24 protein-coding genes and 1 pseudogene are annotated in these 23,164 nt (G+C 61.8%); 7 read left to right on the top strand and 18 right to left on the bottom strand.

Going from position 1 to position 23,164, the window contains the following annotated elements; translation table 11 throughout:
- Positions 1–191: 191 nt before the first annotated feature.
- From FA85_RS01420 to FA85_RS01360, 13 genes and pseudogenes are all read right to left on the bottom strand, one after another.
- Positions 192–1,577 carry a peptidoglycan-binding domain-containing protein gene (locus FA85_RS01420; RefSeq protein ID WP_051943576.1) on the bottom strand — a complete coding sequence of 462 codons (1,386 nt, stop codon included), beginning with the start codon at positions 1,575–1,577 and terminating at the stop codon, positions 192–194.
- Between the two features lie 47 nt (positions 1,578–1,624).
- Positions 1,625–2,023, bottom strand: a complete 399-nt coding sequence (locus FA85_RS21290) for a lysozyme inhibitor LprI family protein (protein WP_197056464.1) — start codon at positions 2,021–2,023, stop codon at positions 1,625–1,627.
- A gap of 108 nt (positions 2,024–2,131) precedes the next feature.
- Positions 2,132–2,677 (bottom strand): substrate binding domain-containing protein, encoded by a 546-nt coding sequence (locus FA85_RS01415; protein WP_051943578.1) that lies wholly within the window; start codon positions 2,675–2,677, stop codon positions 2,132–2,134.
- A gap of 449 nt (positions 2,678–3,126) precedes the next feature.
- On the bottom strand, positions 3,127–3,513 hold the full coding sequence (locus FA85_RS01410; RefSeq protein ID WP_156108718.1) for a hypothetical protein: 387 nt from the start codon (positions 3,511–3,513) through the stop codon (positions 3,127–3,129).
- A 34-nt stretch (positions 3,514–3,547) separates the two neighbouring features.
- A pseudogene (locus FA85_RS01405) lies at positions 3,548–3,853 on the bottom strand (integrase core domain-containing protein); the annotation flags it as partial.
- Positions 3,854–4,130: 277 nt separating this feature from the next.
- Positions 4,131–4,607 carry a M35 family metallo-endopeptidase gene (locus tag FA85_RS01400; protein WP_036112724.1) on the bottom strand — a complete coding sequence of 159 codons (477 nt, stop codon included), beginning with the start codon at positions 4,605–4,607 and terminating at the stop codon, positions 4,131–4,133.
- An 83-nt stretch (positions 4,608–4,690) separates the two neighbouring features.
- Positions 4,691–5,428, bottom strand: coding sequence for a hypothetical protein (locus FA85_RS01395; RefSeq protein ID WP_036112727.1), 738 nt, complete (start codon positions 5,426–5,428; stop codon positions 4,691–4,693).
- Between the two features lie 1,380 nt (positions 5,429–6,808).
- A complete protein-coding gene (locus tag FA85_RS01385; protein WP_239739780.1) occupies positions 6,809–7,606 on the bottom strand; it encodes a transporter in 798 nt (265 codons plus the stop codon).
- Positions 7,607–7,775: 169 nt separating this feature from the next.
- Positions 7,776–8,489, bottom strand: a complete 714-nt coding sequence (arsH, locus tag FA85_RS01380; protein ID WP_428977053.1) for an arsenical resistance protein ArsH — start codon at positions 8,487–8,489, stop codon at positions 7,776–7,778.
- 234 nt (positions 8,490–8,723) lie between these two features.
- Positions 8,724–9,464, bottom strand: coding sequence for a TlpA family protein disulfide reductase (locus FA85_RS20685; protein ID WP_156108719.1), 741 nt, complete (start codon positions 9,462–9,464; stop codon positions 8,724–8,726).
- An 83-nt stretch (positions 9,465–9,547) separates the two neighbouring features.
- Positions 9,548–10,648 (bottom strand): M56 family metallopeptidase, encoded by a 1,101-nt coding sequence (locus FA85_RS01370; RefSeq protein ID WP_036112741.1) that lies wholly within the window; start codon positions 10,646–10,648, stop codon positions 9,548–9,550.
- Between the two features lie 14 nt (positions 10,649–10,662).
- Entirely contained in the window at positions 10,663–11,031 is a 369-nt protein-coding gene (locus FA85_RS01365) for a BlaI/MecI/CopY family transcriptional regulator (RefSeq protein ID WP_036112744.1), read from the bottom strand.
- 93 nt (positions 11,032–11,124) lie between these two features.
- On the bottom strand, positions 11,125–11,916 hold the full coding sequence (locus FA85_RS01360; protein WP_036112747.1) for an SDR family NAD(P)-dependent oxidoreductase: 792 nt from the start codon (positions 11,914–11,916) through the stop codon (positions 11,125–11,127).
- Positions 11,917–12,538: 622 nt separating this feature from the next.
- Between FA85_RS01360 and FA85_RS01355 the strand changes: the two genes are divergently transcribed.
- Entirely contained in the window at positions 12,539–12,811 is a 273-nt protein-coding gene (locus tag FA85_RS01355) for a hypothetical protein (protein WP_036112750.1), read from the top strand.
- 114 nt (positions 12,812–12,925) lie between these two features.
- On the top strand, positions 12,926–13,906 hold the full coding sequence (gene tehA / locus FA85_RS01350; RefSeq protein ID WP_036112754.1) for a dicarboxylate transporter/tellurite-resistance protein TehA: 981 nt from the start codon (positions 12,926–12,928) through the stop codon (positions 13,904–13,906).
- Between the two features lie 82 nt (positions 13,907–13,988).
- Here the strand turns inward: tehA and FA85_RS01345 are convergent, their stop codons facing one another.
- Positions 13,989–14,348, bottom strand: coding sequence for a helix-turn-helix domain-containing protein (locus tag FA85_RS01345; protein ID WP_081907451.1), 360 nt, complete (start codon positions 14,346–14,348; stop codon positions 13,989–13,991).
- Positions 14,349–14,703: 355 nt separating this feature from the next.
- Between FA85_RS01345 and FA85_RS01340 the strand changes: the two genes are divergently transcribed.
- Positions 14,704–16,698 (top strand): AAA family ATPase, encoded by a 1,995-nt coding sequence (locus FA85_RS01340; RefSeq protein WP_036112759.1) that lies wholly within the window; start codon positions 14,704–14,706, stop codon positions 16,696–16,698.
- Here FA85_RS01340 and FA85_RS01335 read toward each other — a convergent pair.
- On the bottom strand, positions 16,691–17,206 hold the full coding sequence (locus tag FA85_RS01335) for a helix-turn-helix domain-containing protein (protein WP_197056463.1): 516 nt from the start codon (positions 17,204–17,206) through the stop codon (positions 16,691–16,693). The genes FA85_RS01340 and FA85_RS01335 overlap by 8 nt on opposite strands.
- Positions 17,207–17,562: 356 nt before the next feature.
- Here FA85_RS01335 and FA85_RS01330 point away from each other — a divergent pair, with 356 nt between their 5' ends.
- From FA85_RS01330 to FA85_RS01320, 3 genes are all read left to right on the top strand, one after another.
- The gene (locus FA85_RS01330) at positions 17,563–18,393 is read left to right on the top strand and encodes an NAD-dependent epimerase/dehydratase family protein (protein ID WP_036112764.1); all 831 of its coding nucleotides are present in this window, start codon (positions 17,563–17,565) and stop codon (positions 18,391–18,393) included.
- Positions 18,394–18,595: 202 nt separating this feature from the next.
- Positions 18,596–20,035 carry a sensor histidine kinase gene (locus FA85_RS20680; RefSeq protein ID WP_051943584.1) on the top strand — a complete coding sequence of 480 codons (1,440 nt, stop codon included), beginning with the start codon at positions 18,596–18,598 and terminating at the stop codon, positions 20,033–20,035.
- A gap of 31 nt (positions 20,036–20,066) precedes the next feature.
- On the top strand, positions 20,067–20,450 hold the full coding sequence (locus FA85_RS01320) for a response regulator (RefSeq protein WP_239709161.1): 384 nt from the start codon (positions 20,067–20,069) through the stop codon (positions 20,448–20,450).
- Positions 20,451–20,542: 92 nt separating this feature from the next.
- Here FA85_RS01320 and FA85_RS01315 read toward each other — a convergent pair whose 3' ends face one another.
- The 3 genes from FA85_RS01315 to FA85_RS01305 all read right to left on the bottom strand — a co-directional run bounded on the left by FA85_RS01315 (position 20,543) and on the right by FA85_RS01305 (position 22,719).
- The gene (locus FA85_RS01315; protein ID WP_036112766.1) at positions 20,543–21,025 is read right to left on the bottom strand and encodes a GNAT family N-acetyltransferase; all 483 of its coding nucleotides are present in this window, start codon (positions 21,023–21,025) and stop codon (positions 20,543–20,545) included.
- A 33-nt stretch (positions 21,026–21,058) separates the two neighbouring features.
- A complete protein-coding gene (locus tag FA85_RS01310; RefSeq protein WP_036112768.1) occupies positions 21,059–21,856 on the bottom strand; it encodes a thioesterase family protein in 798 nt (265 codons plus the stop codon).
- A gap of 98 nt (positions 21,857–21,954) precedes the next feature.
- Positions 21,955–22,719 (bottom strand): DUF72 domain-containing protein, encoded by a 765-nt coding sequence (locus FA85_RS01305; protein ID WP_051944224.1) that lies wholly within the window; start codon positions 22,717–22,719, stop codon positions 21,955–21,957.
- 167 nt (positions 22,720–22,886) lie between these two features.
- On the opposite strand from FA85_RS01305, the gene FA85_RS01300 reads away from it, so the two are divergent.
- The gene (locus FA85_RS01300; RefSeq protein WP_036112770.1) at positions 22,887–23,081 is read left to right on the top strand and encodes a hypothetical protein; all 195 of its coding nucleotides are present in this window, start codon (positions 22,887–22,889) and stop codon (positions 23,079–23,081) included.
- Positions 23,082–23,164: the final 83 nt, after the last annotated feature.

The raw sequence follows: 23,164 nt of genomic DNA, 5'->3' as shown, positions 1-23,164 counted from the left end.
ATACACCCGCCACGACTATGGAGCGGACCTCGCCGTACGCGCAAATCGGCGGGTTTTTTTGATTCGCTATCTCAAAAAGCCTGTAGCCGCGGACTCAAAACCCGCTTGTCCACGGCCGGCTGCACACGCCCGTTGCGTGTGTCACCCGTGGGTCGATCTGCCGCACAGGTGACACCAATGATCGCCCGCGATCAGCGGCTCAAGATAGGTGCAGCATGAGCCTGCCGATGTAACTCTTGTGCCGGGGCCGCAATTTGCTGTTGCTGCTGTTGATCCGCCTGGCTCCAGTTATGGGAGCTCTGGGCGAGAGGCTGAGCAACTGCTTGGGCGATGTCGACCGACGCGAATTGCTTGAACGGCGAATTCAAATCGCCCTGGACGGCATAGGCCCGGCTTGCATCGTCGTTAAGCACCAGATGATCGATTCTGGTCATCCCCTCGCTGCGTGACTGGGCGCAAAGCGAGCCCGCCAAGTTGCAGCTCATATGGTCGGTATCCCTCCCTTGCCTTGCGTCCAGGTCCTGGACAAGCCTAAAGGCCTGCTTATACATCGCGTGACCTGCGTGTTCGTGGTGATCCAGCCTCAAGGCCGGAGCATCATGAGTTTGAGCCTGCGCTTCGTTGAGTGCGTTCAGCGTTCGCGGACCGGCTATCCCATCAGCCTGCAAGTGGTGGTCGCGCTGAAATGCCAGAAGCGCGGTTTGTGTGTTTGGACCGAAGTGATTGTCGGCGCGAAGCGGGGTGCCATTGGCGCCGACGTAGCCCAGCGATGAGAGTTGCGACTGCAACGCACCAACAGCCTCCGAGTGGTCACTCAGGCGAAGGGTCCTGGAATGAGCTGCATGTGCTCCGTTCGGCGCATGGTGAACTGGCGTCACTCCAGGCGTGGGAGCCGCCGTGTGCTCTACGACGGCGCCGTTGGCACGGAGCGTGGTGTCCGCCTCGGCCAAATGTTCGAGCGAGATCTTTTCGTTCGCAAATCGATTCTTTAGCGACTCGTGCAGTTCGGGAGATCGACTGAACAGTGTTTGGACATGCGCGATCTTGTAGTCCTGGACCGCATCCACAATCTGCTTGTCAGTCAGCGCGGCAAGGTCGTAGTGCTCGCCAAATTTCTCCGTGAGACCCTTCGTGAAAATATTCGGCGTCAGGTCGCGGCACTGAACGGCCGTGCTCCAAAGCGCGTCTTTCACCGCCATTCCTCGGTCAGATAGATCCAGCCCACGTTCCTGAAGGGCGGCGGCCTGGGAGGAGTAATGCGAACGACCGACAAAGTCGTGCTGGTCTCGCCCAAAACCCGGATCCGTACGTGCCAGTTCCTGCCACTTGGCGTTGAACGCTGGCGTTACCGGCGTTAGTCCGTGGAACTGCGTACCGCAAGGCGATTGGTCGAGATACTCCTGCAGCGTTCCCATGGAGCTTGAAAGCTGGTACGACCCATAGGACACCCCGCCGTGATCGCCTCTGCCGGTCGACACGGCACCTGCACCCGCAGGGCCCGATTCATAGCCCGATGAGGTCTGCCCCAAATGCCACTGCTCCGCAGTGCTCCTGGCTCGTTCCAGTTCGTCCGTCATGCTGCCACTCCTGTTGGCTTCTTCACTTACCCCGTCTCTGGGGCGAACTATTTCTGGCGTAGACGATTTTCAAGGACGACTGCGCGGGCAGCGGTCTGATTCAACTGGCACTGATTAGTGTCGAGTAAGTCGGCGGTGCCGCCCTCGTTCTCGCGACAGGCGCTATCGCGCTGCGCGATCCATGCTCGTTCTTCATCGCGTAGCGCCGTGCGTTCAGTGACGCCGAGAGATGCACGTAGCCGCTGGTATGCGCTGTTGAGGCGTTTGTCCTGAAAGTCGTGTTCGGTGCCGATGCAGTTGTTCAGCGCGAGGGTTATTCCGCCCGACGATTTTACGCAAGAGTAGTAGGAGGGACGGAGCGGAGGGCTAGCTCCCGAATTAGCCTGAGCGAAAGTCACGCCCCCGAAAAGAAGCGCGGAACTCAGTCCAAAACCGATACGGAACACGTCTATCAGGATCCCTTGTTAGCAGTTCTTCGTTGCAATTATAGCTAGACAATACGGCTGGGATAAAATCACGCTGTCGTTGAGTTGCTTCAACAGACCGACCCGTCCTCAACGCGCCCAGGGCGGCGTCCCTGCGAAGTGCGCAGCCAGACGGTCGACGAAATCCCGGACCATTCCGGGGATGTAGCGGGCGGTAGGAAACACGGCGTGCACGGGAAGGGTGGTTGTGCGGTAGTTGCCGAGAACCTCGACAAGGGTGCCTTCATTTAAAGCGTCGGCCAGGGCGAAGTCAGGACCATACACAATGCCGCCGTCGGCGATGGCCGTTGCCCGCAGCATGTCCATGTTGTCGGCCTGCATGCGGACATCGATGATCCCGGTGTGTCGCTCGCCGTCGGGTCCGATGAAGGTCCAGTCTCCAGTGGACACTGCGCCTTTGAAAGCCAGGGCGGGGTGTCGGCAAAGATCGGTCGGCGTTATGGGGGCGCCATGCGACTCAAGGTAACCAGGGGCGGCACAGGCGACCATGTGGCACGAGGCAAGACGCCGCACCGTCAGGTTCTCATCGGACAACTGGCCGATGCGAATCGCAACATCAATCCCGGCTGCCAGCAAATCGATGTGACGGTCGGTGAGGCTCAGGTCGACCCGCATTCCAGGGTGCGCCTAGAGGTACCGTGCGACGGTCGGGCCGACGTGGCGCGCGCCGAACGTAACGGGCGCGGACACCCGCAGGGTGCCCTGAAGGGTCTGGTCGCGGTCGGCGACCTCGCGCCCGGCATCATCAAGTTAGGTTGTGGTTGATCGCCATGGGTAGGGCATTCTTGGCCGAGTCGTTGTACCGGCAATCGACCGCCTCGCCTTTTTTGATCGTCACGGCGTAGGTGGCGCCAGTGGCACGCAGCAACCACAGCTCGCAGGTATTGCCGGTTGAGGGAGCCGGCTGGGCGTGGCGCAAGACAAGAGCGCCCCCCACATCCTCCACACCGAATGGTTTGACCGGCAGGGCGGCAAGGACGGCTGCCTAAGTCCTGCATTAGTTATCGACTGTCACATCCGCGAACTACTGAGCTGGCATTTGCCAGTGCATAAGTCCGATCTGGCTAGGGCAAGGCCACTTTCCAGTCGTCAGCGACCTCATGCGAGTGGGGCTCCGGCGGAACCGCATTAAGACGGTCGACGACCTCGCTCAGTTTTTCAATTCTTCGATATTGAAACTGATGCGCAAGAAAGCGAAAAACTGCCTCGTAAGCCGCCTCATTTGATAATTGGTCAACATCCGTAGGATTGGCGGCAGGTGTATTCAGCGCTACAACCTCGTCCCAGTCCTCTCCTACGCCTGGGTCGGAGGGCGCACCTTCTATCAGCTGCATACCGCCTAGCAGGCCGGGCAGCGAGGGCCAGCCCAGGTCGCGCATTTTGATTGTAAAACTCACTAAAGCCTCAAAGGCTTCTTTGCGCGTGAGGGTCCGCATGGCATTTTTTGTCATTTTCGCAGTCACTGTCTTGTCGACCCCCCGTTAGTTACTGCCAACCATAACCCGAGGTGGCCGGATCGTTTTTCTGCCTGAACTCGGCGGGCGTCAGTCCGCCAAGACTATCGTGCGGTATCTCGCGGTTGTAGTCGGCCAGCCAAAGCTCCGCTTGCTCGAGCACTTCGGTCAGGTTCCGGAAGACATGCATGTCGAGAAAACCACGCCGGAAGCTTCCGTTGAAGCGCTCGATGAAGACGTTCTGCATGGGCCTCCCGGGCTCGATGAAGTCGAGCTTGATGCCTCTGCGTTCTGCCCACTCTGCGAGCGCCAGGGCGACGAATTCCGGGGCATTGTCCGGGCCAATACCGAGCGCGGCATCGGCGGTGGAGGCTTGCCGCGACTGCTGGTCATGAGCCATCTTTGAGTTGCCGCTCTCGAAAAGGACCTGCTGGCAAACCGCTTCGATCGCGGTGATTACCTTAGCGACGTGGGCTGGTCGCCGCCGTCATGATGACCATCGGCGAGTTTCGGCTTGCCGCGAGATATCGTGTGCCATTACTACAAGGCACGTTAAAAGCGGCGATCGCCGATTTGATCCCTCCAGGCCAGCGAGCGGCGTGGCATCCGTTCGATCACTTTGCCTGCTTGCGATCACCGGTCGGCGGTGCGACCGTCGGCGCATCGCCGGAGCCGTCCGCCATCAGCAGCGGGGCAATGGAGCCTTTATCGCGCTTCTTTAGAGCCGCCTCGATGTAGTAAGCATAGTTGTCTGCGTTGACCAGCGCCTCTTCGCGGTTCGCCAACGCAAATGCTTTAGCTTGCCTGCGGCCATAGGCACCCGCGTGATCGCCAACATACGGACCATAACTGTCCGCGTGATACCCATTTTCATGGATGATTGTTAGCACCTGATTGTCCACGTCGTAGGTCGAAAAGGGCAGTTCCCAGAACCAGCTGCAGATATGCGTCACGGTAGGCTCGGTCCACGCGGCAGTGCCATTTTTCTCATACTGTGCCGCGCAGCCGCAGGAGTAACTGTCCGTGGTGTTCACCCGGGCCCAGATGGCCTTCGTGACGTGAAGGGGCAGGAAATCCCCGGCATCCCACACGTCTTCCCGCTTCGGCGGGTCGGGAAATGTCGGGGACGTGTCCTGCGGGGCGCCGAACTAGGTAGTGTAGTTGGCGTCGTTGCTCAACTTGGCACGCCACACAATCTTGCCGGTGGCGTCCGGAGCGTAAGAGGTTCCGAACAGATCCCCGCGTCGGAATATCCGAAGAACGCCCAACTGGCAGCCAGGCTGCGCGCCTCATTGATGGTGGTGCGGTCCGGATGTTCGTCCGTTTCACGACACGTGTTATCCGGACCCGGGGCCCTGGCAGCGGCAGGCTTCAAGAGCGCCGTGGCGGCTCCTCGCTTGGCTTGGATCAGATTGGTGTTCGCGTAAAACTTCAAAGCGTTGCTATGCGCCTCGCGGGCCGGGGCTGCGTCGGGGTCCATTTCTCCGACTTCGCCGTAGCGCTGGGTATAAGTCACCGTGTAGGTGCCTCCGTCCACCGCGTAGTTCGCGGGCAGATCAACGCGCGATTCCTTGCGCTCCCCTGGGGCGAGTGTCGCGTAAGCCTGAGGGTTGCCCAGGGCCGGTCGCACCGCGCGACCGTGATAAGCCACAGTGCGACCCTCCGCATCCGTTACGGACATGACGTCGTTGAACAAGTGGTCGCCATCGGTGACCAAGGCGCTGTCGGCAGTGAGGATCAAGAGCGAACGATCGGACTGATTGGTGACCGTAACGACCACGATGCCCAGTTCTGCTTCCTGCGGATTCTCGGAGGTGCGCAAGGTCACTTCCAAAGGACCAGTGGCGCACAAGGCGGTGAGAGGGGTGATCGCCAGTAGCGTCATGGCGAATAAACGAAGCGAATGAAGCATGCGGCACATCTCCTTTGCAAATAGACGGCGCCCCCTACGCCGTCCGTGATTGTAGTAGGTCGCAATCTCTTACGGGTGTGCGGTGTCTCTCATTCGGATGTAGGTCAACTCCTACGCAAGTCGGCCACGTTTCCGCCTTTCGGAATTCGGGAATGCGCAGTGGCCGTCGAAGAGACCGCTCGGATCGGTGCGACGCGGTAGCCAAGCGTCTGATCTGGCGGAGAGACGCCGTGGGTCTCGAACAGGATGGGGGTAGTGATGGCGGACTTGGAAGATCCTTGGAAAAGGACGGTCGCAACGGCAGCGCGCGACGCACAGTGGTTGGCTGCGGGCACGCAGGGGTTGCCCGGACTTTATGCCTCCCTCTCCGGACGGGTTGAGAACGAGCACGGTGACACGCTCTTTCAGGCAAGTGCTCGATTCTTTTTTATTCGAAATGAAAGTTGGGCCCTCGCTCCTTAGCGCCGAGTGGACTGACACCCGCGTTGTTGTCGTCGATGGAAAGAAGGAGGGCGTTCCGAATCCCAAACCTCTGCACCAGGCATTTGTGAAAAAGGCGCTGGGTTGGAATCCAACGGGCGCGAGGAAGCGTCGCGTACTAGCGAAATACAGCCATCCTGTTCTTGCATGAGGATGATGCAGTCCTTGGGGTTGCAGTCACCCGCCTGACTTTTCCACATGGCATCAACAGTGGCACTTCCATGCACGAACGAAAACTTGTTGTCCTTGCTGTGGTTGATGAGGACGGACGTCGTTTTTGTCCGGCGCGGTCTCGAAGACGGCTGCTGCGTCGGCATTCGGTTGGTCGCCAATGCTGGCAAATGACAGCAGCATGGTGCCGGCTGGGGCCGCGGCAGTTACCTCAGCCGGAGCCTCGGGAGCTTTAAACGGGGATGAGGCGAAAGCAGGGGCCGAGGTCATCGCGTGGCGGACAATGCGAAGTGGGAAATCCCTCTCATCGCCAACTCCAGAACTACTCAGGCGTCATCTAAGCAGATGATGGCTATTTCCGGCGATTAACATGCGAGACATTGATCAAGATTCCTGTCACCGCCGTGGATAGGCCGAGAACAAACACCGAGACGCCCAGATACATGAATCCACAAACCGCAATAACGAATGCGATGAATCCGATGGTCACCCCGATCATCGTAATTCGAAACCCAATGTATTGACGGTCATTCAGGATACTTGCCCAATTGATGCTGTTCACCCTTTCGACCTCATTTGCAAGTTGACTGGGGGGCCGGCTTGTTGTCTCTGACCCAATATTACTGGGTAGTGCACATGAGTGCTCCGACCTTGTCCCGGTCAAGCCGAAGGACCGAGAAGAACAAGCGCCAACCAGCCAAAGCCAGGCTCTAGTCGAAACCGACGCGGTCACCACCGATGCGCAAAGCCAAGGTAGAACTGCTGGTCTGGCGTCTGATCGTTCAGTCCGAAATTCGCGCCCACATCCACCTGGAAGCGAGGCGCGATTGCGAAGCTCAACGCCACATCAGCCGATTGCTGCTTGATCGTCCCGGCGGGGTCCCAGTTACGCTGCTCCCAATACTCCACGGCCAGGGTCAGCCGGTCCGAGAGGGCGTGCGCCACGTTCACCAGATTGGTCAGCGCCGTGTGGTGTCCGTCCCCGTCGGTGTCCGCAAGGTAGTCGAGCTCCGGACCCAGCGTGAGTGAAAAGCCGGCCGGTAGCGTGACGCCGACGGGTACCGCTAACCCGCCCTCCCACCGATCGTTCCCCAGTCCAGAGCGCGCGGTAGGTGCTTTCACGAAAGGAATGATCGCCACCGAGGCCTGGTCGGAACTGTAGAGCCGGGTTTTCAGGCGAACGACCAGGTCCCCCTGACCGTGTCGACGCTGGTGGTTGCCATCTGCACGAGTGTGGACCCGCACGTCAGGCGCCCAGGTGGCTTCCAGGTCGGTGGCGCCCCCAAGGCCGTATTTCAGCGTCGGATTGAGTGGATACGACGTATCCGTTTTGTTCGCCCCTTGAGCATCACGAAGGGTGTTCCCAATGTCCGTTTCCAGCTGCCAATGGCCTTCGGGAACGGGGCAGGTGGCATTGGCTTTGGTCGGGCGGTCGGTACACAAAGGGCTGTCGTCGGTGGCCTGTGCGTGCGCGAAGCCAGACAGGGAGAGCGCGACGAAGGCGGCAATGAACGCAGGTGTCTTCACAGTGGTTCCAGATGCGGCTCCTGCCAGCGGGGGCGACGGAGCGGAACCGAAGACAGTAGGGACGACGTCGTAAAAACGGTGGCCGCTATGGCGCCGTACCCGTAAAGTTTTCGCAAGAAATTGCGGCGCTTGTCAGAGTGTCGCTTCCGATTGGCGGCTAGCCGAACCGTCAGCTCTCTTTTTCGACCGCACCCGCCGCCTGCACCAGCGCCCGCTGTTGCGCATCGCCTTTGCGTTCGCTGTAACGGTCGACCAGATAGTCGCTGCGACCTCGAACCATGAGAGTGAACTTCATCAGTTCCTCCATGACATCGACGACGCGGTCATAAAAGGCTGACGGTTTCATGCGTCCGTCTGCCTCGAACTCCTGCCATGCCTTCGCTACCGATGACTGGTTGGGGATGGTGACCATGCGCATCCAGCGGCCGAGCACGCGAAGCGCGTTGACGACATTGAAGCTTTGCGAACCGCCCGAAACCTGCATCACCGCCAGCGTCCGGCCCTGTGTCGGGCGAACGCTGCCGTCTTCGAGTGGCAGCCAGTCGATCTGGTTCTTGAATACGCCCGTGACCGATCCGTGCCGTTCGGGGCTCACCCAGACCTGGCCTTCCGACCAGGTGGACCATTCGCGCAGACGCTGCACCTCGGGATGGCTCGCCGGCACGGCGTCAAGCATGGGCAGCTCGTGCGGGTCGAATATCCTCGTCTCCGCACCCAGATGCCTGAGAATGCGCTCGGCTTCCAGGGCGAGCTTGCGACTGAACGACTGGGGCCGCAGCGACCCGTAGAGAATAAGGATCCGCGGTGCGTGGCCGAGGTCATCCGGATGGCGCAGCTGCGCCCCGTCGGGCGGAGACAGGTGATCCAGATCCAGATGGGGCAGATCGGTGTGCACGGGCCGTGTGTCCTCGGAATGGTTCCGACTATTCTAGTTCCATCTCTCCCAGTTCCATCGAAAGGAAGGAATTCAAACCGAAGGCCCTGTCTCAGGCAACCGACCGATCCCTGCGTTCTGATCGAACGGCAGCTGTCACGGAGGTAACGGAAGCCGTTGCGTATGTTTCCGACTTGAAGGCGGTTGATCGCCGGAGCGGAGTCGATCTACTCCGGTCCGGTCTCAGTGCGTACTCAAAGCCCATGCACTCAGCGAGGGCAGGTCCAGTGGCTTTCCAGCAGGCGCGATATCGTCCGTGTGGACCGCTTTGCGTACCACCCCTTTCTCATCGACCAGCATGAGTGTCGGGTAGACCTTCACGCCTGCGCTGTCGGCCAGTTCGGCCTGATCCGCCACGACGGCCCAGTTGAGCTTGCGGGTGATCGCGAAGTCTCGTGCCGTAGCCGGATCGTCGAACGTAAATGCCACGACCGCCATGTCCGGATGTGCCTGGTGAAAAGCGGAAAGCACGGGGGTTTCAGCGATACATGGACCGCATTGCGCAAAAAAGAAGCTGGCCAGGAAGGGCTTTCCGCGCAGCGCCGCGGTGGAAATCGGCGCGCCGTCCAGCGTCGTCGCGTGGAAGGTCGGGAAGGGGTGGTCCTGAATGGCGAGCGCTTTCGGCTTCGTTTTTGCCGCGGCCTGCCTGGCGATCTTTGCGTCGTTCTCGAGCTTGAACGTCACCCGGTGACCGGTAGCGTCCTTCTCGATATCGAACGGCCGCTTGGCCATGGCGGCCTGAAAGCGTTCGTACGAGATCGGGTTCCCCGTCTCGTCTTCGAAAGAAGTCCGGTAATCGCCCGGGATACCAAGCTGATCGAGGAAGGGCTTAGGCAGCAAGTCCTTTGCGAGATCGGACCGGGTGTCGGCCATGGAGAGGCTGCTCAGACAGCACAGAGCGAAGACACAAAGAAATTTTGCCACGACGGCTTCCAGGGAGCTGCTTCAGGAGCCTTTACGCTACACATGTAGCGCTCAAGTTACAACGGTAGCCTTGAGGCGTCGTTTTATGGCTGGGACGTCGTCACGACCCAGCTCCCATCCTGCGCGCGCGTGAACGAGACGCGGTAGTCGCCCGGATGAAACGGCTGGATATCAGGCGTCACTGGCGCCCCCAGCGTCGTGACGTGGAACCGATCCGTAGCGCTGCTGCTCACGGGAAGGAATCGCAATGTCATGCCGTGAAGGCCAGCCACCGTTTCGATACCGGCATGGACGCGCCACGCCGAGACTGCCATTGCCCATCCCAGGGCGACAGCGAGCAGGGCGGCAATCCAGTGACGAAAGTCAGGCGCGCGGTACGACTGCCCGGGATCGAGGATGGCGGCCATCCTTCTGCGCAAGGCGGGCAGCGGGCCGGCGACGGTCGATCCCATCGCGGTCGGGATCTGCGACTGCCGCAGAGCATCGATCAACGCCTGGCCGTATCCGCGTCGCGTCGCGTCGTCGGTACCGAGCAGAGCGGCCTCGTCGCATAACTCTTCCCGCGCGGCCAGTAAAGCTTGATGCAGAGAGCGCAGTGGCAGGCACCAGGGCATCAGCGCCATGGCACACGATTCGAGCAGAAGGTGCCAATTGTCGCGCCTGTCCGCGTGCGCGCGTTCGTGGCGAACGAGCGCCGCGATCACCGCCGGTGGGTATGCGAGAACCGATGCGGGAACGATCACGGCGGGATCGCGGTAACCGATCAGGAGTGGAGAAGGCACTTCCGCCACCAACACCGCAATATCGTCCTGCACCGACGGTACGGCTGCTCTCCTGAGCGTCCGTGTCCTACGCAGGGCACGGACGAGATGCGCGATGGCCCGCATTCCCCACAGTGACGACGCGATCAGCAGGCCGTTGGCAACCCACAGCAACCAGGTCTGTGCCGGCAGTGCGTCCGGCAGGAGTGCGGTGAGGTAACTCATCGCCTGCGTGCTCAACTGCTCCGCTATGGTTCCTGGAAAGCCGTTCACGATGAGCAGCGCCGCAGGCAGGACCGCCGTCAGCCAGAAGGCTACGGTCGTCAGGCGGTAACGCGTTGCCGCTTGCAAGCCATCCTGGACGCACCTCAACGCCCCGAGCATGCCGGCTCCCGCCAGCAGCGATGCCGAGAAGGCGATCACCGTCGTAATCGGGTTCACGACTTGCGCTTACGCCCGTTGAGCATGCGGTCGAGCTCGGCGAGTTCGTCCGCGTTGAGGATGGCACTACCCGTCAACGCCGAGACAGGCAGACTGCCGGGAACTTCAAGCACGTGACGGAAGAGATGCGACAGCGAATTTCCCAGTACTTCGACCTTGGTCTTCGCCGGGGTGAAGACGGCAAGGCCATGCGCCTCGCTTCGTATGACCAGCTCCTTTGTGCGCATGCGCTCGAGCACGGTGCGCGTCGTCGACACGGCCCACCCGGTACGGGCGGCGAGTTCGTCGTGAAGCTCTCGGGCGCTCAAGGGATTCTTCTCCCACAAGGCTTTGAGGACTTCCAGTTCGCTATCGGAAAGTTGCATGGGCGTTCACACGGGCGGGAAAGCCATGCTACACATGTAGCGTCCAGCCATGCAACCGTGACATCGCGGTGCTGACGCTTGGTAAATGTCCCGTCAGGTTCGGTAGCGCGTCGCAATGATGCCTTCCCGTCCCGCATCCTCCCGCAACTGGGTGAAAGCCTCGGCGAGGGTCTGGAAAGACGACGCATCCTCAAGCGTGGGAATGGTGACCTCTTCCCCAAGATCGAGTCCACGTAGCGCGGCGTCGACGAGCTGTTCCGAGGTAATAAACGAACCCGCCGGAAAGAGGGAGTCGTCGACACCCGCCGCGGCAAAGAACTCCGTTTTTACCGGACCAGGCAGTACGCATTGAAACCGTACGTTCGTTCCTCGGGTTTCCAGATTCAGCGAGCGGGTGAAGTTCAGCACAAACGCCTTCGAACCGCTGTAAGCCGCTCCACCGGCGACGGCGCGAAACGCACTGATCGAGCACATGTTCACGACGGTACCGCTCCCCCGTTTCGTGAATGCCTGCATGGCGGCGAGGGACAGGCGCGCAAGGGCAAGAACGTTGACGTTGATCAGGGTAGCCAGGTCGTCGACCTTCGTGTCGGAGAGCGCACCAAGTTTGCCCATGCCTGCGTTGTTGACGAGGAAATCGACGCTCGCGTCATCGGCGATGACTTGCTCGACACTGCGGCACCCTGTCTCCGTGGAAAGGTCTGCCGTGAGAGTGGTGACTTTGATCCCATGGTCACGGGTGAGCTCAGCGGCAAGCTGCTCGAGGCGGTCCGTGCGGCGTGCGACCAGCACGAGATCGAAGCCGCGCCTGGCGAGTCGGTCGGCATAGGTCAATCCGATACCGGATGACGCGCCCGTTACCAATGCGGTTCGATGTTGACTCATGGTGCGATGCTCTTCGAGGGATTGTCGTGATGCCATTATTCGACAACGGCGGCAGGTGCGCTTGGATGCGTGTGTTACGGCACTTCACCCCACGTGGCGAAAGGCACAGATCAGCTACCCCTACAGACAACCGCAAGTTGATTTGCTACGGTTTGTCCCGTTGCCTGCGTCGATGCTCTCGAAGCCTCGCAGGCAACCATCGCTCAAAGCGGTGAGAAGCGCGGGCCAAGGGTGGTGAGACACCCTCGACCCGCTGACCAATCCAACTGAAAGAGAGTTGAAATGGCTACCCCCGATCATACGGTACTCGCTCGCCCGCCGGATCCCCCCGGCGACAACCCCACCGGTCACCGGGACGTCTGCCGACCTCGCAGACACGGTTGAAGAACCGCGGCAGCGGCCGTTTAACTGAGTTTGTTCTCAGCCGTACCACCCGGCGCGTACTCCGCTGGGCCGCAGAAACGCGCTGACGCCGCCACACACTTCGTCAATCACGCCGCCCCGGCGCCTGGTCTCAGGCAGCCGATGAACCCGCGAATCCGTTTGATCCGCGGCACGCCTTGCTTACGCCCGGCGTGCCGCACCTGGATGCGCGGGGTGGGTTGCTACCAAGGAGAGTTTCATGAATACGTCCCAGCGCCAGTCGATGGACGATGGCCTCAGTTACCACGCGGACCCCGGAGCCACGCCGCATGACCTCATGAACGAAGCAACGGAGTGGCTGCAATACGCGCGCGGGCTGAATGGCTTGCTAGCCGACCTGATCCACGAGTCGGACGCGATGGATTGCCAGCGCGTCGCGCTGGGGATGGAAGCGATCGGCGCATTGATGCGCATGGGCATCCATTGCATGGCGCAGGCACACGTACGGATGTGCTGGGGGCAAGCGGACTGATCGCCTTTCGCGGCGAACCCATCGGAGCGGACTCTCATTACGTTCAATTTGGGAGCGTTCTTCCTAGACGTCACGGCACGCAACCCGGATGCTGAGCAAAAAAGGACCCTGTTCATGGCATCCCGCGCAACCGTTCCGGCATCGTTCTTCGGTATCGTTCTCGGCCTCGTAGGGCTCGGAGGGAACTGGCGGGTTGCCGCGTCTCTCTGGGGACTGCCGGCGATCGTGGGTGAAGCGGTGATGTTCCTTGCGCTCGTCGTGTGGGGAACGCTCATCGTGGCTTACGCGTACAAGTGGTGCTTCGACCGTGCGGCGGCTGTCGAGGAAGCGCGGCATCCGGTGCAATGCTGTTTTATCGGCCTCGCGCCTTCGTCGACCGTGCTGATGGCGCTGGTGATTCACCCGTACGCGTACCACGTTGCTGTCGGCGCGCTGGTTGTCGGCGGGGTAGGGCAGGTGACGTTCTGGCTCTGGCGATTCGGGGCCATGCTGCAGGGCGAACGCGACGTCGTTACGACGACACCCATTATCTATCTTCCGTCCGTGGCCGGAAACTTCATCATCGCTATAGGATGCGGTGTCCTCGGGTTTTCTTCGTGGGGGATCCTGTTCGCCGGCGGGGGCCTGTTGAGCTGGTTCGCGCTGGAATCCATCATCATTTTCCGACTCTTCCATGCGAGCGCACTTGCCGTGCCTCTGCGCCCCACGCTCGGCATTCAGCTCGCGCCTCCCGTCGTCGCCGTGGCCGCCTGGCTTGCGAACACGAAGGGGCCTCCCGATCTCGTCCTGCAGGCGATCTGGGGATATGGTCTGTTGCAGGCGCTTCTATTGATCCGGCTGCTACCGTGGATTCTGAAGCAGGCTTTCGCACCGGCTTACTGGGCCTTCAGCTTCGGCGTCACCGCACTATCCGGCGATGCGCTTCAGATGACAGCGCGTGGACTCACGGGCGCTGTCGCCGACATGGCGCCGGTGTTGTTCGTCATCACCAACGCGGTCATGGCTGTCCTGATGGTGGGAACCGTGGTTCGGCTCGCACAGAACAAACTGATTCCGCGACCCGCACCGGTCGCGCCATTCGGACGTGCACCCTGAGGTGAGCTACCGGCCTGAAGCAACGCGGTGGAAACGTCAGCGAGATGTCCGTCGATCGTCGCTATCGACAGTCATCGCGTTCCTACGCTTTGGGGCGGACACGCTTTTTCGCCAGGGCAGGCGAGGCGGTTGGCTTCATCTCGAAGAAACGAGCTTGCGCGTCGAGATCAGGGTAGTGAGGCGCGTCGAGCATCTTAATGACGTCGGAGCCATGTCCCAGTGCGAGTAACAGCCGCAGGAGATTCTCCGAAGAAACGGGGGACCCTTTCTCCGCAGCTTTGATCGTGCTTTCGGAAACGCCAGCGCGCCTGGCGAGATCGGCCTGTCGCCACGCGAACGCCATCCGCTGCCGCCGAATCCGGATTCCGACCTCACGTGGGAAGTCTTCCGGGGAGGGCGCGGGAGGCCGCTTATTGGCAAGCAATTCCGCCAGTGATTTCATGTACTTATGATAGGTTGGCTGCTTAAGAGGTGTAATCAAACCTCTTAGACGAAATTTATGGCAAATAAAAACCCGCGGAGGGGACCGCGGGTTTGAGAAACATCCGTCATTGCAAAAGGCAGCAGGGGAACTGCCCGGATATGCTGGGACCGGTGCCTCTCGGCAACCTTGGGAATAAATATACTTCGCAGTACATGAATCGTACGTGAGCCAGCACAAGCTGCCCGGCAACCTTTTCTCGAATCCGTAAAAGCCTTGCGCCCCAAGGCCTGTGCGCGGCCAAGTCCGCTGCGCGCTCCCTGGGCGTATCGCCTAGAATGACCTGATTATCGATAAATGAGGAGCATGACGCCCCATGGAATCTGGGACTCTCCGTCGCATCGACACCTGGTACCTCCCCGTCACCGAATTCGCCGCCTTGGCCTTCATCACCCACGGCGCGGTTCCGGAGGCGTCGATCGAGCGCGCGGCGCTGCTGGCCATGATGCTGGCGACGCAGCGCCCGCTGGGTCGCGGCGACCTCTATCGCCTGGTGGACGAGGCGCGCCAACTCTTCGATGGCCAGCCGCTGGCGGACGGCGAGCGCGATCTCCTGGCGCAGCGTGCCGTCCTCGCGGACATGGGATTTGGTGAGGTCGCAGGCTTGCTTGGCGATCAGGGCGTCGCTTTCGCCGATGTCGAGGTCATGGCGGCCGAGGCGTGGCTCGGGGAGGACGGCGAGTTCTCGCACGGGTTTCAGGCGGCCTGTCGTGAAACCTTCATGGAGGTGAGCGTTCGACTCGAAGAAGACCTCGGGGCGGACGACGAGGACGGCGACGTCGAACGACCGATGGCGGGCGATCAGGTCGTCGAAGTGGTCCGTCCCACGTTCCACCTTCGTGGAACGACGGATCAGGTCCGCGCGGTAAGGGCCATCGCGGCATCCTCGAGCGAGCATTACGCGATCACCGCGTTTGCCGGAACCGGCAAGACGCACCTCATGTTCGCCCTCGCGACCAGCGGTCGTCGTTTCACGCACCTCGCGCCGACCCATGCGCACCAGCACGCCTTCAACGAGCGCGTAGGGACGCGTGCGGTCTCCAGCGTGGTGCTTCGCACGCTCGCCAATGACATGGCCACCGCGCACGTCCAGGGCAACAGCATTCGCTGGGTGCGGGCGCCGACGGTGCGCGAAGCCAGTATGCCGCTCGAAGCACGATTGCAGGCCGCAGGCATCGTGTCGATTGCCGGCGATAGTCCGGCCAGGGTGCTTGCGGCGGTCGATCGCATCATCAACCGGTGGTGCTACTCGGATGCGCCTCAGATCGGCCCGGAGCACGTGCGCTTCAACGACGGCCTCTCGGTGGACGAGCGCGCCGCTTACGTGGCGATGGCACGCCGCGTGTGGGAGCTGATGCTGCAACCGCTCGGGAGCAAGACCGAGCGACCGTTCACCGTTCGCGCGTATCACCTGTTCAAATGGCTCGACGTCGAGGGCGCCTCGTTGCCACCGATGGGCACGCTGCTCATCGACGAGGCCCACGACCTGCCCGCGCCGCTGCTCGCCCTCATTCGTCGCTACCCCGATGGTTGCGTGACCATGGGCGATCCCTATCAGAAGTTGAGCGGGGTCATGGCCAACTACGGGTCGGGCAAGGCGTTGACGCTGACCCGGTCGGTACGCGCCGGTGGTCAGGCGGTCGGACTCATCCGGTCGGTGCTCGACATGCACAGTACGGAGCTGGTCGTCGAGTCGCTCGAGGGTTCGCGCGAGCACTACACGCGACGGTATTTCTATCAGTCGACCGACACGCTGCCACTCGCAGGGCTTCGCGTCTATGGGAGCGTGTGGTCCATTCTGGAGGACGCACTAAGGCTGAAGAGCCAGGGCGTGCCGTTCCGGTTGTTGCCCGCCACGGAGAGCGACCTGGCACGTGCCACCGAAGATGCGATCGGCATGCGACGTGGGGACCACGTGACACGGTATTACGGCAACCGGGAGTACACGTCCTGGAGCGCACTGGCAGGGCACCTGGAGAGGATCGGCTACAGCAGGGTCGTGCGGCTTTTCGAACGGGATTTCGGCAGCACGGACATGCAGTCGCTGCTCGGCGCCCAGAAGGACGCGGAAGCGGAAGGACTCACCCTGGGCCTGCTGGAGCATTGCAAGAGCCTGGAGTTCAGCCAGGTGACCTTGTGGCCGTGTTGCTTCGACACGCTGTCGGGAGCGCTCGAGCGACGTCGCGCCGACGAGCGCGTGCGCGCGGTCTATCTCGCAATGAGCCGTGCGACGGACGAACTGTGGTTGCCAGGCGATGCGCTCGACATCCTTGCCGACAGGGTGTCGCGGGGACGCGGCCAGTTCACCTGAATGCGATCAGCCTGCGCTGGTCGCGAACCTCCGCCAGGAACTTCTGCGGGGTGGTACCGGCGATGACGTGAAAGTCCGCGATGAGATGGGCCTGGTCGTAATAGCCCGCATCCACCGCGACGCTCGACCAGTTCGATCCGCCGTTATTCAGCGCGCTGCTTACGGCGCGATCGAACCGTTTCAGCCGGGCGAACGTCTTGGGATTGAGGCCCGTCACCTCCTGAAAGACGCGACGCAGATGACGATCGCTGATTCCCAGTTGCGTTGAGACTTCGCCGACGTTGGCGTGTTCCAGCAGTCCGGCTGCCCGGCGCACAAAGCCATGCCTGGCATCCATCGGCGTCGACGCGACACGCAGGGCGATGGCATCTTCCAGCACGGAGGCAGCGGTGGCGGAATCATGGGTATCGGCCAGCTTCCCGATCAGATCCTCCGCAGCGCTTCTGCTCCAGATCTCCTCGATCGGAATCGTCCGCCCCACCAGCGCGCTCGCCGGCACGCCGAACACGGCCTGGTGAGTCTCATAAGGAACACGGACAAAGGCGGCGCGGTGACCGCGGTAAATCCGCTTTCGATGAACGCGCTGACGTGCACCGAGCGCATGAACGTCCAGTCCGCCGGGAATCGACGGGCCGTAGCGAGCGACCAGATACATATTGGAGCTTGGGCTTGCGACGAGGTCGAGGTAAGTCGCGGATGCCGGGAAGGGCGTGCTCAGCGGGTCGTGATAACGGTGAATCTCTGTGCGCATGGGGTCAGTCTGAAGACAAACCGGGCGGCTAACAAGCCTTGTCCGGTTTATCCAATTCTCCGGAAATCCTGCGAGTACGCTGACCGTTCATTCTTTCGGAAAGGCGGTGTCGTATGAAGGTCCTGGTTACCGGAGCGACGGGTAAGGTGGGTTCACGTCTCGTGAAGCGCCTGATCGAGCATGGCGAGCAGGTGAGGGCGTTGGTGCGCGACGAGAAGCGCGCCCGGGACATGCTGGGCGACCAGGTGGAACTGGTCCAGGGCGATCTGCTCGAGCCTGATTCCTTGCCTGAGGCGGTGGAGGGCGTGGACGCGGTGGTTCATTGCGCCGCGTTTTTTCGTGGCGCGACCGATGAACAGGCGCACGCGACGAACGACCTGGGAACGCGGCATCTGGCGGAGGCGAGCAAGAACGCCTCGGTAGGGCGCTTCGTTTTCACGAGTACGGGCCTGGTGTACGGCCCCAAGGGTGGAGCGCAGACCGGCGAAGAGGATAGCTGTGCGCCGGTAGATGCGTACCCGGTGAGCAAGCTTGCCGCCGAGAAGATGCTGTTGTCGATGGACGGGCTGGATGTCCGGGTGCTTCGTCTTCCCTTCGTTTATGGCGCGGGTGATCCGCACATCAACGAGGTCCTGCCGTTCATGCGTAAGTTCCCCGCCGACATGCGGATGTCGCTCGGGCATCATGACGACATCGCTCAGGCGGTCGTTCGCATGCTTCATGCGAAAGCGCCGAAGCACCGTATCTACAACGTAGTCGACGACGAAGATCCCGATCTGGCGACGTTGTTCAGGGCGGTCGGCGAGCTGCCTCCGGATGGTTCGGACGCTGAGCGAGCCAGGATCTTCAATGTGCGCATGGACGGTCGCCGCATTCGCGAAGATCTGGGCTTCGCACCGGTGTTTCCGCGTCTGCGGGATGCTGTGGAGGCGGGGGCTCTCTAGGCGGCGGGACGGCTCAAAAGTCTTCCACCAAGCCACAATGCTCACGATGGCCGGTTACGGGGTATCCGCGGAGACATGGCTTCGGACATGTCGGACAGCATGGGCGCGTAGGCTCCGCGCGGGAAGAGGATGACAAAGTCGGGATCCGGGCTCATCGCAGCCCGTTGACGCGGCTTTGTCGCCCCGTCCCCGACCATGCCCCATGCCCGCCGATTCCCTCACATACACCCGTTCCCTTCGAGTCAACGAACTGCGCCGCAGCGGCCTGCTGGACCGGCCGGGGAGCGCCCAGTTCGGGCACCTCACCGAACTTGTCCGGAACGTTCTGAGCGTTCCCGTCGCCATCGTGTCCATCGTCGACGAAACCCGCCAGGTGTTCGCTGGCCACTCCGGCCTGCCCGAGCCGTGGGCGTCGATGGGCGAAACCCCGATCACTCATTCGTTCTGCCAGTACGTCGTCGAGCGGGGTGAAGTGTTCGACGTACCGGATGCGCGCGCCGAGCCGCTGGTAAAGAACAACCTCGCCATTCCCGATCTCGGCGTAGAGGCGTACCTTGGCGTGCCGATCCACTCGCTCGACGGTTCGCTGATTGGCGCCCTGGCCGCGATCGACACGAAGCCGCGAGCATGGACGGCGCACGATCGCAGCGTGCTCGAGATGATCGCGATCATCGTCGACAAGGAAATCCGCGTCGGTTCGTCGGAGCGAAAATTCCGTACGCTTTTCGGGGAGATGCGTGAGGGCTTCTACGTCGGTCAGCTCATTCGCTCGGCCGATGGCGCCGCCGTCGACTTCCGTTTCGAAGAGGTCAATCCATCTTTCGGCAGACTCACCGGTCTCGACCCGGCGGCGACGACCGGTGCGATGCTGGGCGATGTCGCGCCGCTGGCCATCGATGAATTGCTTCCGGTGTTCGAGGGCGTATTGAAGGATCGCTCGGCGGTCGTGCATGTCGGTCGTTCGACGCTGGTCGACGGCCGCTGGTTCGAGACCCGTCTGACGCCGCTCGACGGCGACCGGCTGATCGGCTTCTTTACTGACGTCACCGAGCGTCGCAGAAACGAAGAACTGCAGGATGTGCTCAACCATGAGATGAGCCATCGTCTGAAAAATACGCTCATGATGGTTCAGGCGCTGGCCGTGCAGACCTTGCGCGGCGTGACCGAGCGGGACGCGGTCGATGCACTGGAAAAGCGCATTCACGCTCTGAGTTCGGCGCACGACATTCTCTTCCGGGAGAACTGGCACGGCGCGCCCGTGCTCGCCATCGCGCAGTCGTCCTTCGGGCGTTTCTGCCTGGAAAGCCGTGTGGATTTCATCGGCACGGCGTTCGAACTCGGACCGAAAGCCACGCTTTCCCTGTCGCTCCTGCTTCATGAGCTGACGACCAATGCGGTGAAGTACGGCGCTCTTTCGAATGCCGAGGGAAGGATACGACTCAGTTGGTCAACCGACAGCGAACAGTTCTATCTGAAGTGGCAGGAAGTGGGTGGGCCGCTTGTGAGCGAGCCCGAACGCAAGGGCTTCGGCTCCCGTCTGATCAGGATGGGCATGGGGTCGGGCGATGTTCGTACGGAGTACCACCCTAAGGGGTTCGTACTGACGCTCTCCGCACCGCTTTCGCATCTACAGCAGGTATGACCCGATGGGCCAGGCATCTCCCTTGAAACCCGTGGTTCTCATCGTCGAAGACGAACCGTTGCTGCGCCTCATGGCGGAAGAGCTGATCGAGGACGGCGGCTTTGACGTCGTCTCCGTGCCGGATGCCGCGTCGGCCGTGCGGATTCTGGAAACCCGGCTCGACATCCGCATCGTGTTTACCGACATCGATATGCCCGGCGGCATGGACGGCATACGCCTTGCCGCGATGATCCGCGACCGTTGGCCGCCGATCGAGATCGTGGTTACGTCCAGTCATGTCAGCATCGCGAACCACGAGATGCCAGCGCGCGGAGTCTTCCTTTCCAAGCCGTATGACGCGCAGCAACTCGTGGGCCTGCTTCGGAGCATGGCGGAGCGGAGGCCGGATGTGCCGGATCCTGCGCGCCCGAGGTGAGCTGAGCTGAGGTGCATCGACCTGATTCATCTGTTTGGCCGCGGAAGCGCGCCCGGCAACGCCCTGAACGCGAACGGTGACCTCGCCATCGCTTACAGATCGCGTCGGTAGAAGCGCGTGTCCACCGCCATTCGGGGAAACATGGCCGGTAGCCTCCCTGGATCGACCACTGTAAACCCGTGTTTCTCATAGAAACGATGTGCGGCAAGAAAGCGGGCGGTGGTGCCGAGGTAGAGCGATCCAAATCCACGGTTCCTGGCGGTTCGCTCCAGGACGTCCAGCAGCCCTGCGGCCACGGACGGCCTGCTCCCACGCCAGTCGCGATGAACGAACATCTTCCGAAGCGCGCCGGTCCCGCCGCCGATGTCCTTCAGCGCGATAGTCCCTACGATCCGGCCACGTTGTCGGGCGACCCAGAAGTCGCCCTGGCCGGTACGATAGTAGCCGTCGATGTCGGTCAGATCCGGTTGATCGTCCCGGGTGATCGGGAGGCCGAATTCCTCCCTTTGTATGGACACGATGAGATCTGCGATGGCGTCGGTATCGGCGTGGGTCGCCGGGTCGAACGTGAGCATGCTATCTCCATAGGGAATGGCCAGCGTAGCGCTCTAGACGGCCGCCTTCGGGCGGACGGTCAACGACTGACTGATGACAGCGACGGGACCGCGCTCGTCGTATACCGTGCTATGAGTCACCCCGAGCCCTGCCGGTCCGAACGACGCGTGGCTTGCCAGCCCCAGCCAGCCGCTCTCGGGAGAGCGCAGGATGTGCGCGGTCAGATCCACATTGGGAAACGCCACGTCACCGGGCAGCCGCCTCGGACAAAGGCCATTCGCGACGTCGACGACACCGAGCATCCTTGCGAGAGGGCTGGTGGCGGCATCGGCGATCAGCGGAAACCCCGGTCGCACCCAGCTGGTCGCCTGACCGGTATCGACCTTGATCTGACGCGTTTCCACACTTCGTACGAAGCCGCCCGGCCACAGGGATGAGAAGTCCCACGGCGGGGTGTCCGCCAACGGAGGCATAGACGGGAATCCGTCCCCTGCGATCGTTGACGTGTCGGATGTCGCCAGCAGCCATGCGCGCAGCGTGATCGCGATGCGTCCCTGACAGGTGAGGGTGGCCTCGACGAGCTCGATGGTGCGGCCCGGGCGGATCACGTCGACCGATATATCGAACGCGTCCATGGGAAGCACGCCATGGATGTCGTAGGTGGCACGGCTGATGGTCAGAACGTCGGTCCGACGCGACGCATGGTGCGTTTCGATTTCGCGGGCGAGCAGACCCATGACCGGCGCGATGTGCTGCTCGTCGGGATTCCAGCCCCCGCCGACGTGGTCAGTGGGACGATAGCGCCCGGGTGCGATCTGAACGAAGTAGGCGTCGGCAACGGGCGTGCTCATCAAAGCTTTTTTCTGCGCAGGGAAACGGCGAGGTTAGCCGAACTGGCCGATCGACCTCAACGCGCTCGACAACGCAGGTATGTCAACGAGTTTCAGCATCAATCCGGCTGCTCGGCATCGAGCATGGCCTTCAGCGTCAGGGCATTGGGAACGGCCTCTCCGCGTGCCGTGTTGTCAAAAATGCACCACGCGTCGCGTCCGTCGCCGGCTGACAGCCGCATCCTCGTGGCGACGCTGTCGATGAACGTGCGGTCGTAAGCGGAATAGTAGACCTCGGGAGCGCCGTGCAACCGAATGTACAGAAGCTCGGGGTGAAGTATTGGCTCGACACCGGCGACCGGCGAAGGATGGGCCCAGACGATCGATATGTCCGCTTCTCGTAACAACGCATCCGCCTTCGCCGTAAACCAGGAAGCGTGTCGCGGTTCGCACACGACGGGGGTGGATGTGACCGTTCGCAAAACGCGAAAAAACGCTCTGGCCGTTTTTGAATCCAGCGCGAGGCTCGGGGGAAGCTGGATCAGGATGCAGCCGAGCTTGTCCTTCAGTCCCGACACCTCACGCAGAAAGGCGACGAGCGGGGCCTCACAGTTCCGCAGGCGAAGCTCGTGGGTGATCGTTCGAGGCATCTTTACGCTGAAGCGAAAGCCTTCAGGAACGCTTTCCCCCCAGCGAAGGTAGGTCTTCTCCTGGTGCGACCGATAGAAGGACGAGTTGATCTCGACGCAGGAAAACACCCGCGCATAGCGCTCCAGATGAGTGCCCTCGGTGCCGAACGACGAGGCGACCTTCGACGCAAGCGACCAGCCCGCGCAGCCCACTCGCAGGCCGGGCGATTCGGAAGCGTGAATGGTTCGGTTCATGCGGGCAGTCTTGGTCAGACGGCGTGAACGCACGGTGGCCTGACCGGACAACGTCGCATGAGGTCTTCACCGGGCCTCCTGACTCAGTCACGCAATGAACACCGCCGACACGCTCTTTCGTCACGGAGGTGGGGCAACGATTCGTTCTTCTGAGAGGAGAGAACACCATGAGCGACCGCGACAGCGTGCAGCATTCCTCCATCGGCGTCGGTGGGTCCAACAATCCAGCGGCCAACCCCGGCCAGGACAAGCCGGCGAACGAGCCCGCGGACCAGGTCGGTCAGACCCGGCCGGACGATGTGGCGACCGACGGCGCGGATCAGAAGGGACAGCGGGATCCGGACAAGAGCGGTCAGCGATAGGGCAGGGAGGCGCGCTTTTGAATTACTAGCCTCGCGGGTATATCAAATTGGGGTTCGCAAGATTAAAATCATGTTTCGCCGAT

This window comes from Luteibacter mycovicinus (genome assembly GCF_000745235.1).
Classification (GTDB): domain Bacteria; phylum Pseudomonadota; class Gammaproteobacteria; order Xanthomonadales; family Rhodanobacteraceae; genus Luteibacter; species Luteibacter mycovicinus.
Note: the sequence above shows the minus strand (reverse complement) of the source record. Positions and strands in the feature narration are given on the sequence as shown.

Bases quoted from the DNA above. Each gene is read 5' to 3' on its own strand.
- FA85_RS01355 (WP_036112750.1), top strand. From the start codon at position 12,539: ATGAATACGTCCCAGCGCCAGTCGATGGACGATGGCCTCAGTTACCAC.
- FA85_RS01330 (WP_036112764.1), top strand. From the start codon at position 17,563: ATGAAGGTCCTGGTTACCGGAGCGACGGGTAAGGTGGGTTCACGTCTC.
- FA85_RS01340 (WP_036112759.1), top strand. From the start codon at position 14,704: ATGGAATCTGGGACTCTCCGTCGCATCGACACCTGGTACCTCCCCGTC.
- FA85_RS01420 (WP_051943576.1), bottom strand. From the start codon at position 1,577: ATGACGGACGAACTGGAACGAGCCAGGAGCACTGCGGAGCAGTGGCAT.
- FA85_RS01310 (WP_036112768.1), bottom strand. From the start codon at position 21,856: ATGAGCACGCCCGTTGCCGACGCCTACTTCGTTCAGATCGCACCCGGG.
- FA85_RS20680 (WP_051943584.1), top strand. From the start codon at position 18,596: ATGCCCGCCGATTCCCTCACATACACCCGTTCCCTTCGAGTCAACGAA.
- FA85_RS01315 (WP_036112766.1), bottom strand. From the start codon at position 21,025: ATGCTCACGTTCGACCCGGCGACCCACGCCGATACCGACGCCATCGCA.
- FA85_RS01365 (WP_036112744.1), bottom strand. From the start codon at position 11,031: ATGCAACTTTCCGATAGCGAACTGGAAGTCCTCAAAGCCTTGTGGGAG.
- FA85_RS01300 (WP_036112770.1), top strand. From the start codon at position 22,887: ATGAGCGACCGCGACAGCGTGCAGCATTCCTCCATCGGCGTCGGTGGG.
- FA85_RS01360 (WP_036112747.1), bottom strand. From the start codon at position 11,916: ATGAGTCAACATCGAACCGCATTGGTAACGGGCGCGTCATCCGGTATC.
- FA85_RS01415 (WP_051943578.1), bottom strand. From the start codon at position 2,677: ATGCGGGTCGACCTGAGCCTCACCGACCGTCACATCGATTTGCTGGCA.
- tehA (WP_036112754.1), top strand. From the start codon at position 12,926: ATGGCATCCCGCGCAACCGTTCCGGCATCGTTCTTCGGTATCGTTCTC.
- FA85_RS01410 (WP_156108718.1), bottom strand. From the start codon at position 3,513: ATGACAAAAAATGCCATGCGGACCCTCACGCGCAAAGAAGCCTTTGAG.
- FA85_RS01395 (WP_036112727.1), bottom strand. From the start codon at position 5,428: ATGCTTCATTCGCTTCGTTTATTCGCCATGACGCTACTGGCGATCACC.
- FA85_RS01305 (WP_051944224.1), bottom strand. From the start codon at position 22,719: ATGAACCGAACCATTCACGCTTCCGAATCGCCCGGCCTGCGAGTGGGC.
- FA85_RS01345 (WP_081907451.1), bottom strand. From the start codon at position 14,348: ATGAAATCACTGGCGGAATTGCTTGCCAATAAGCGGCCTCCCGCGCCC.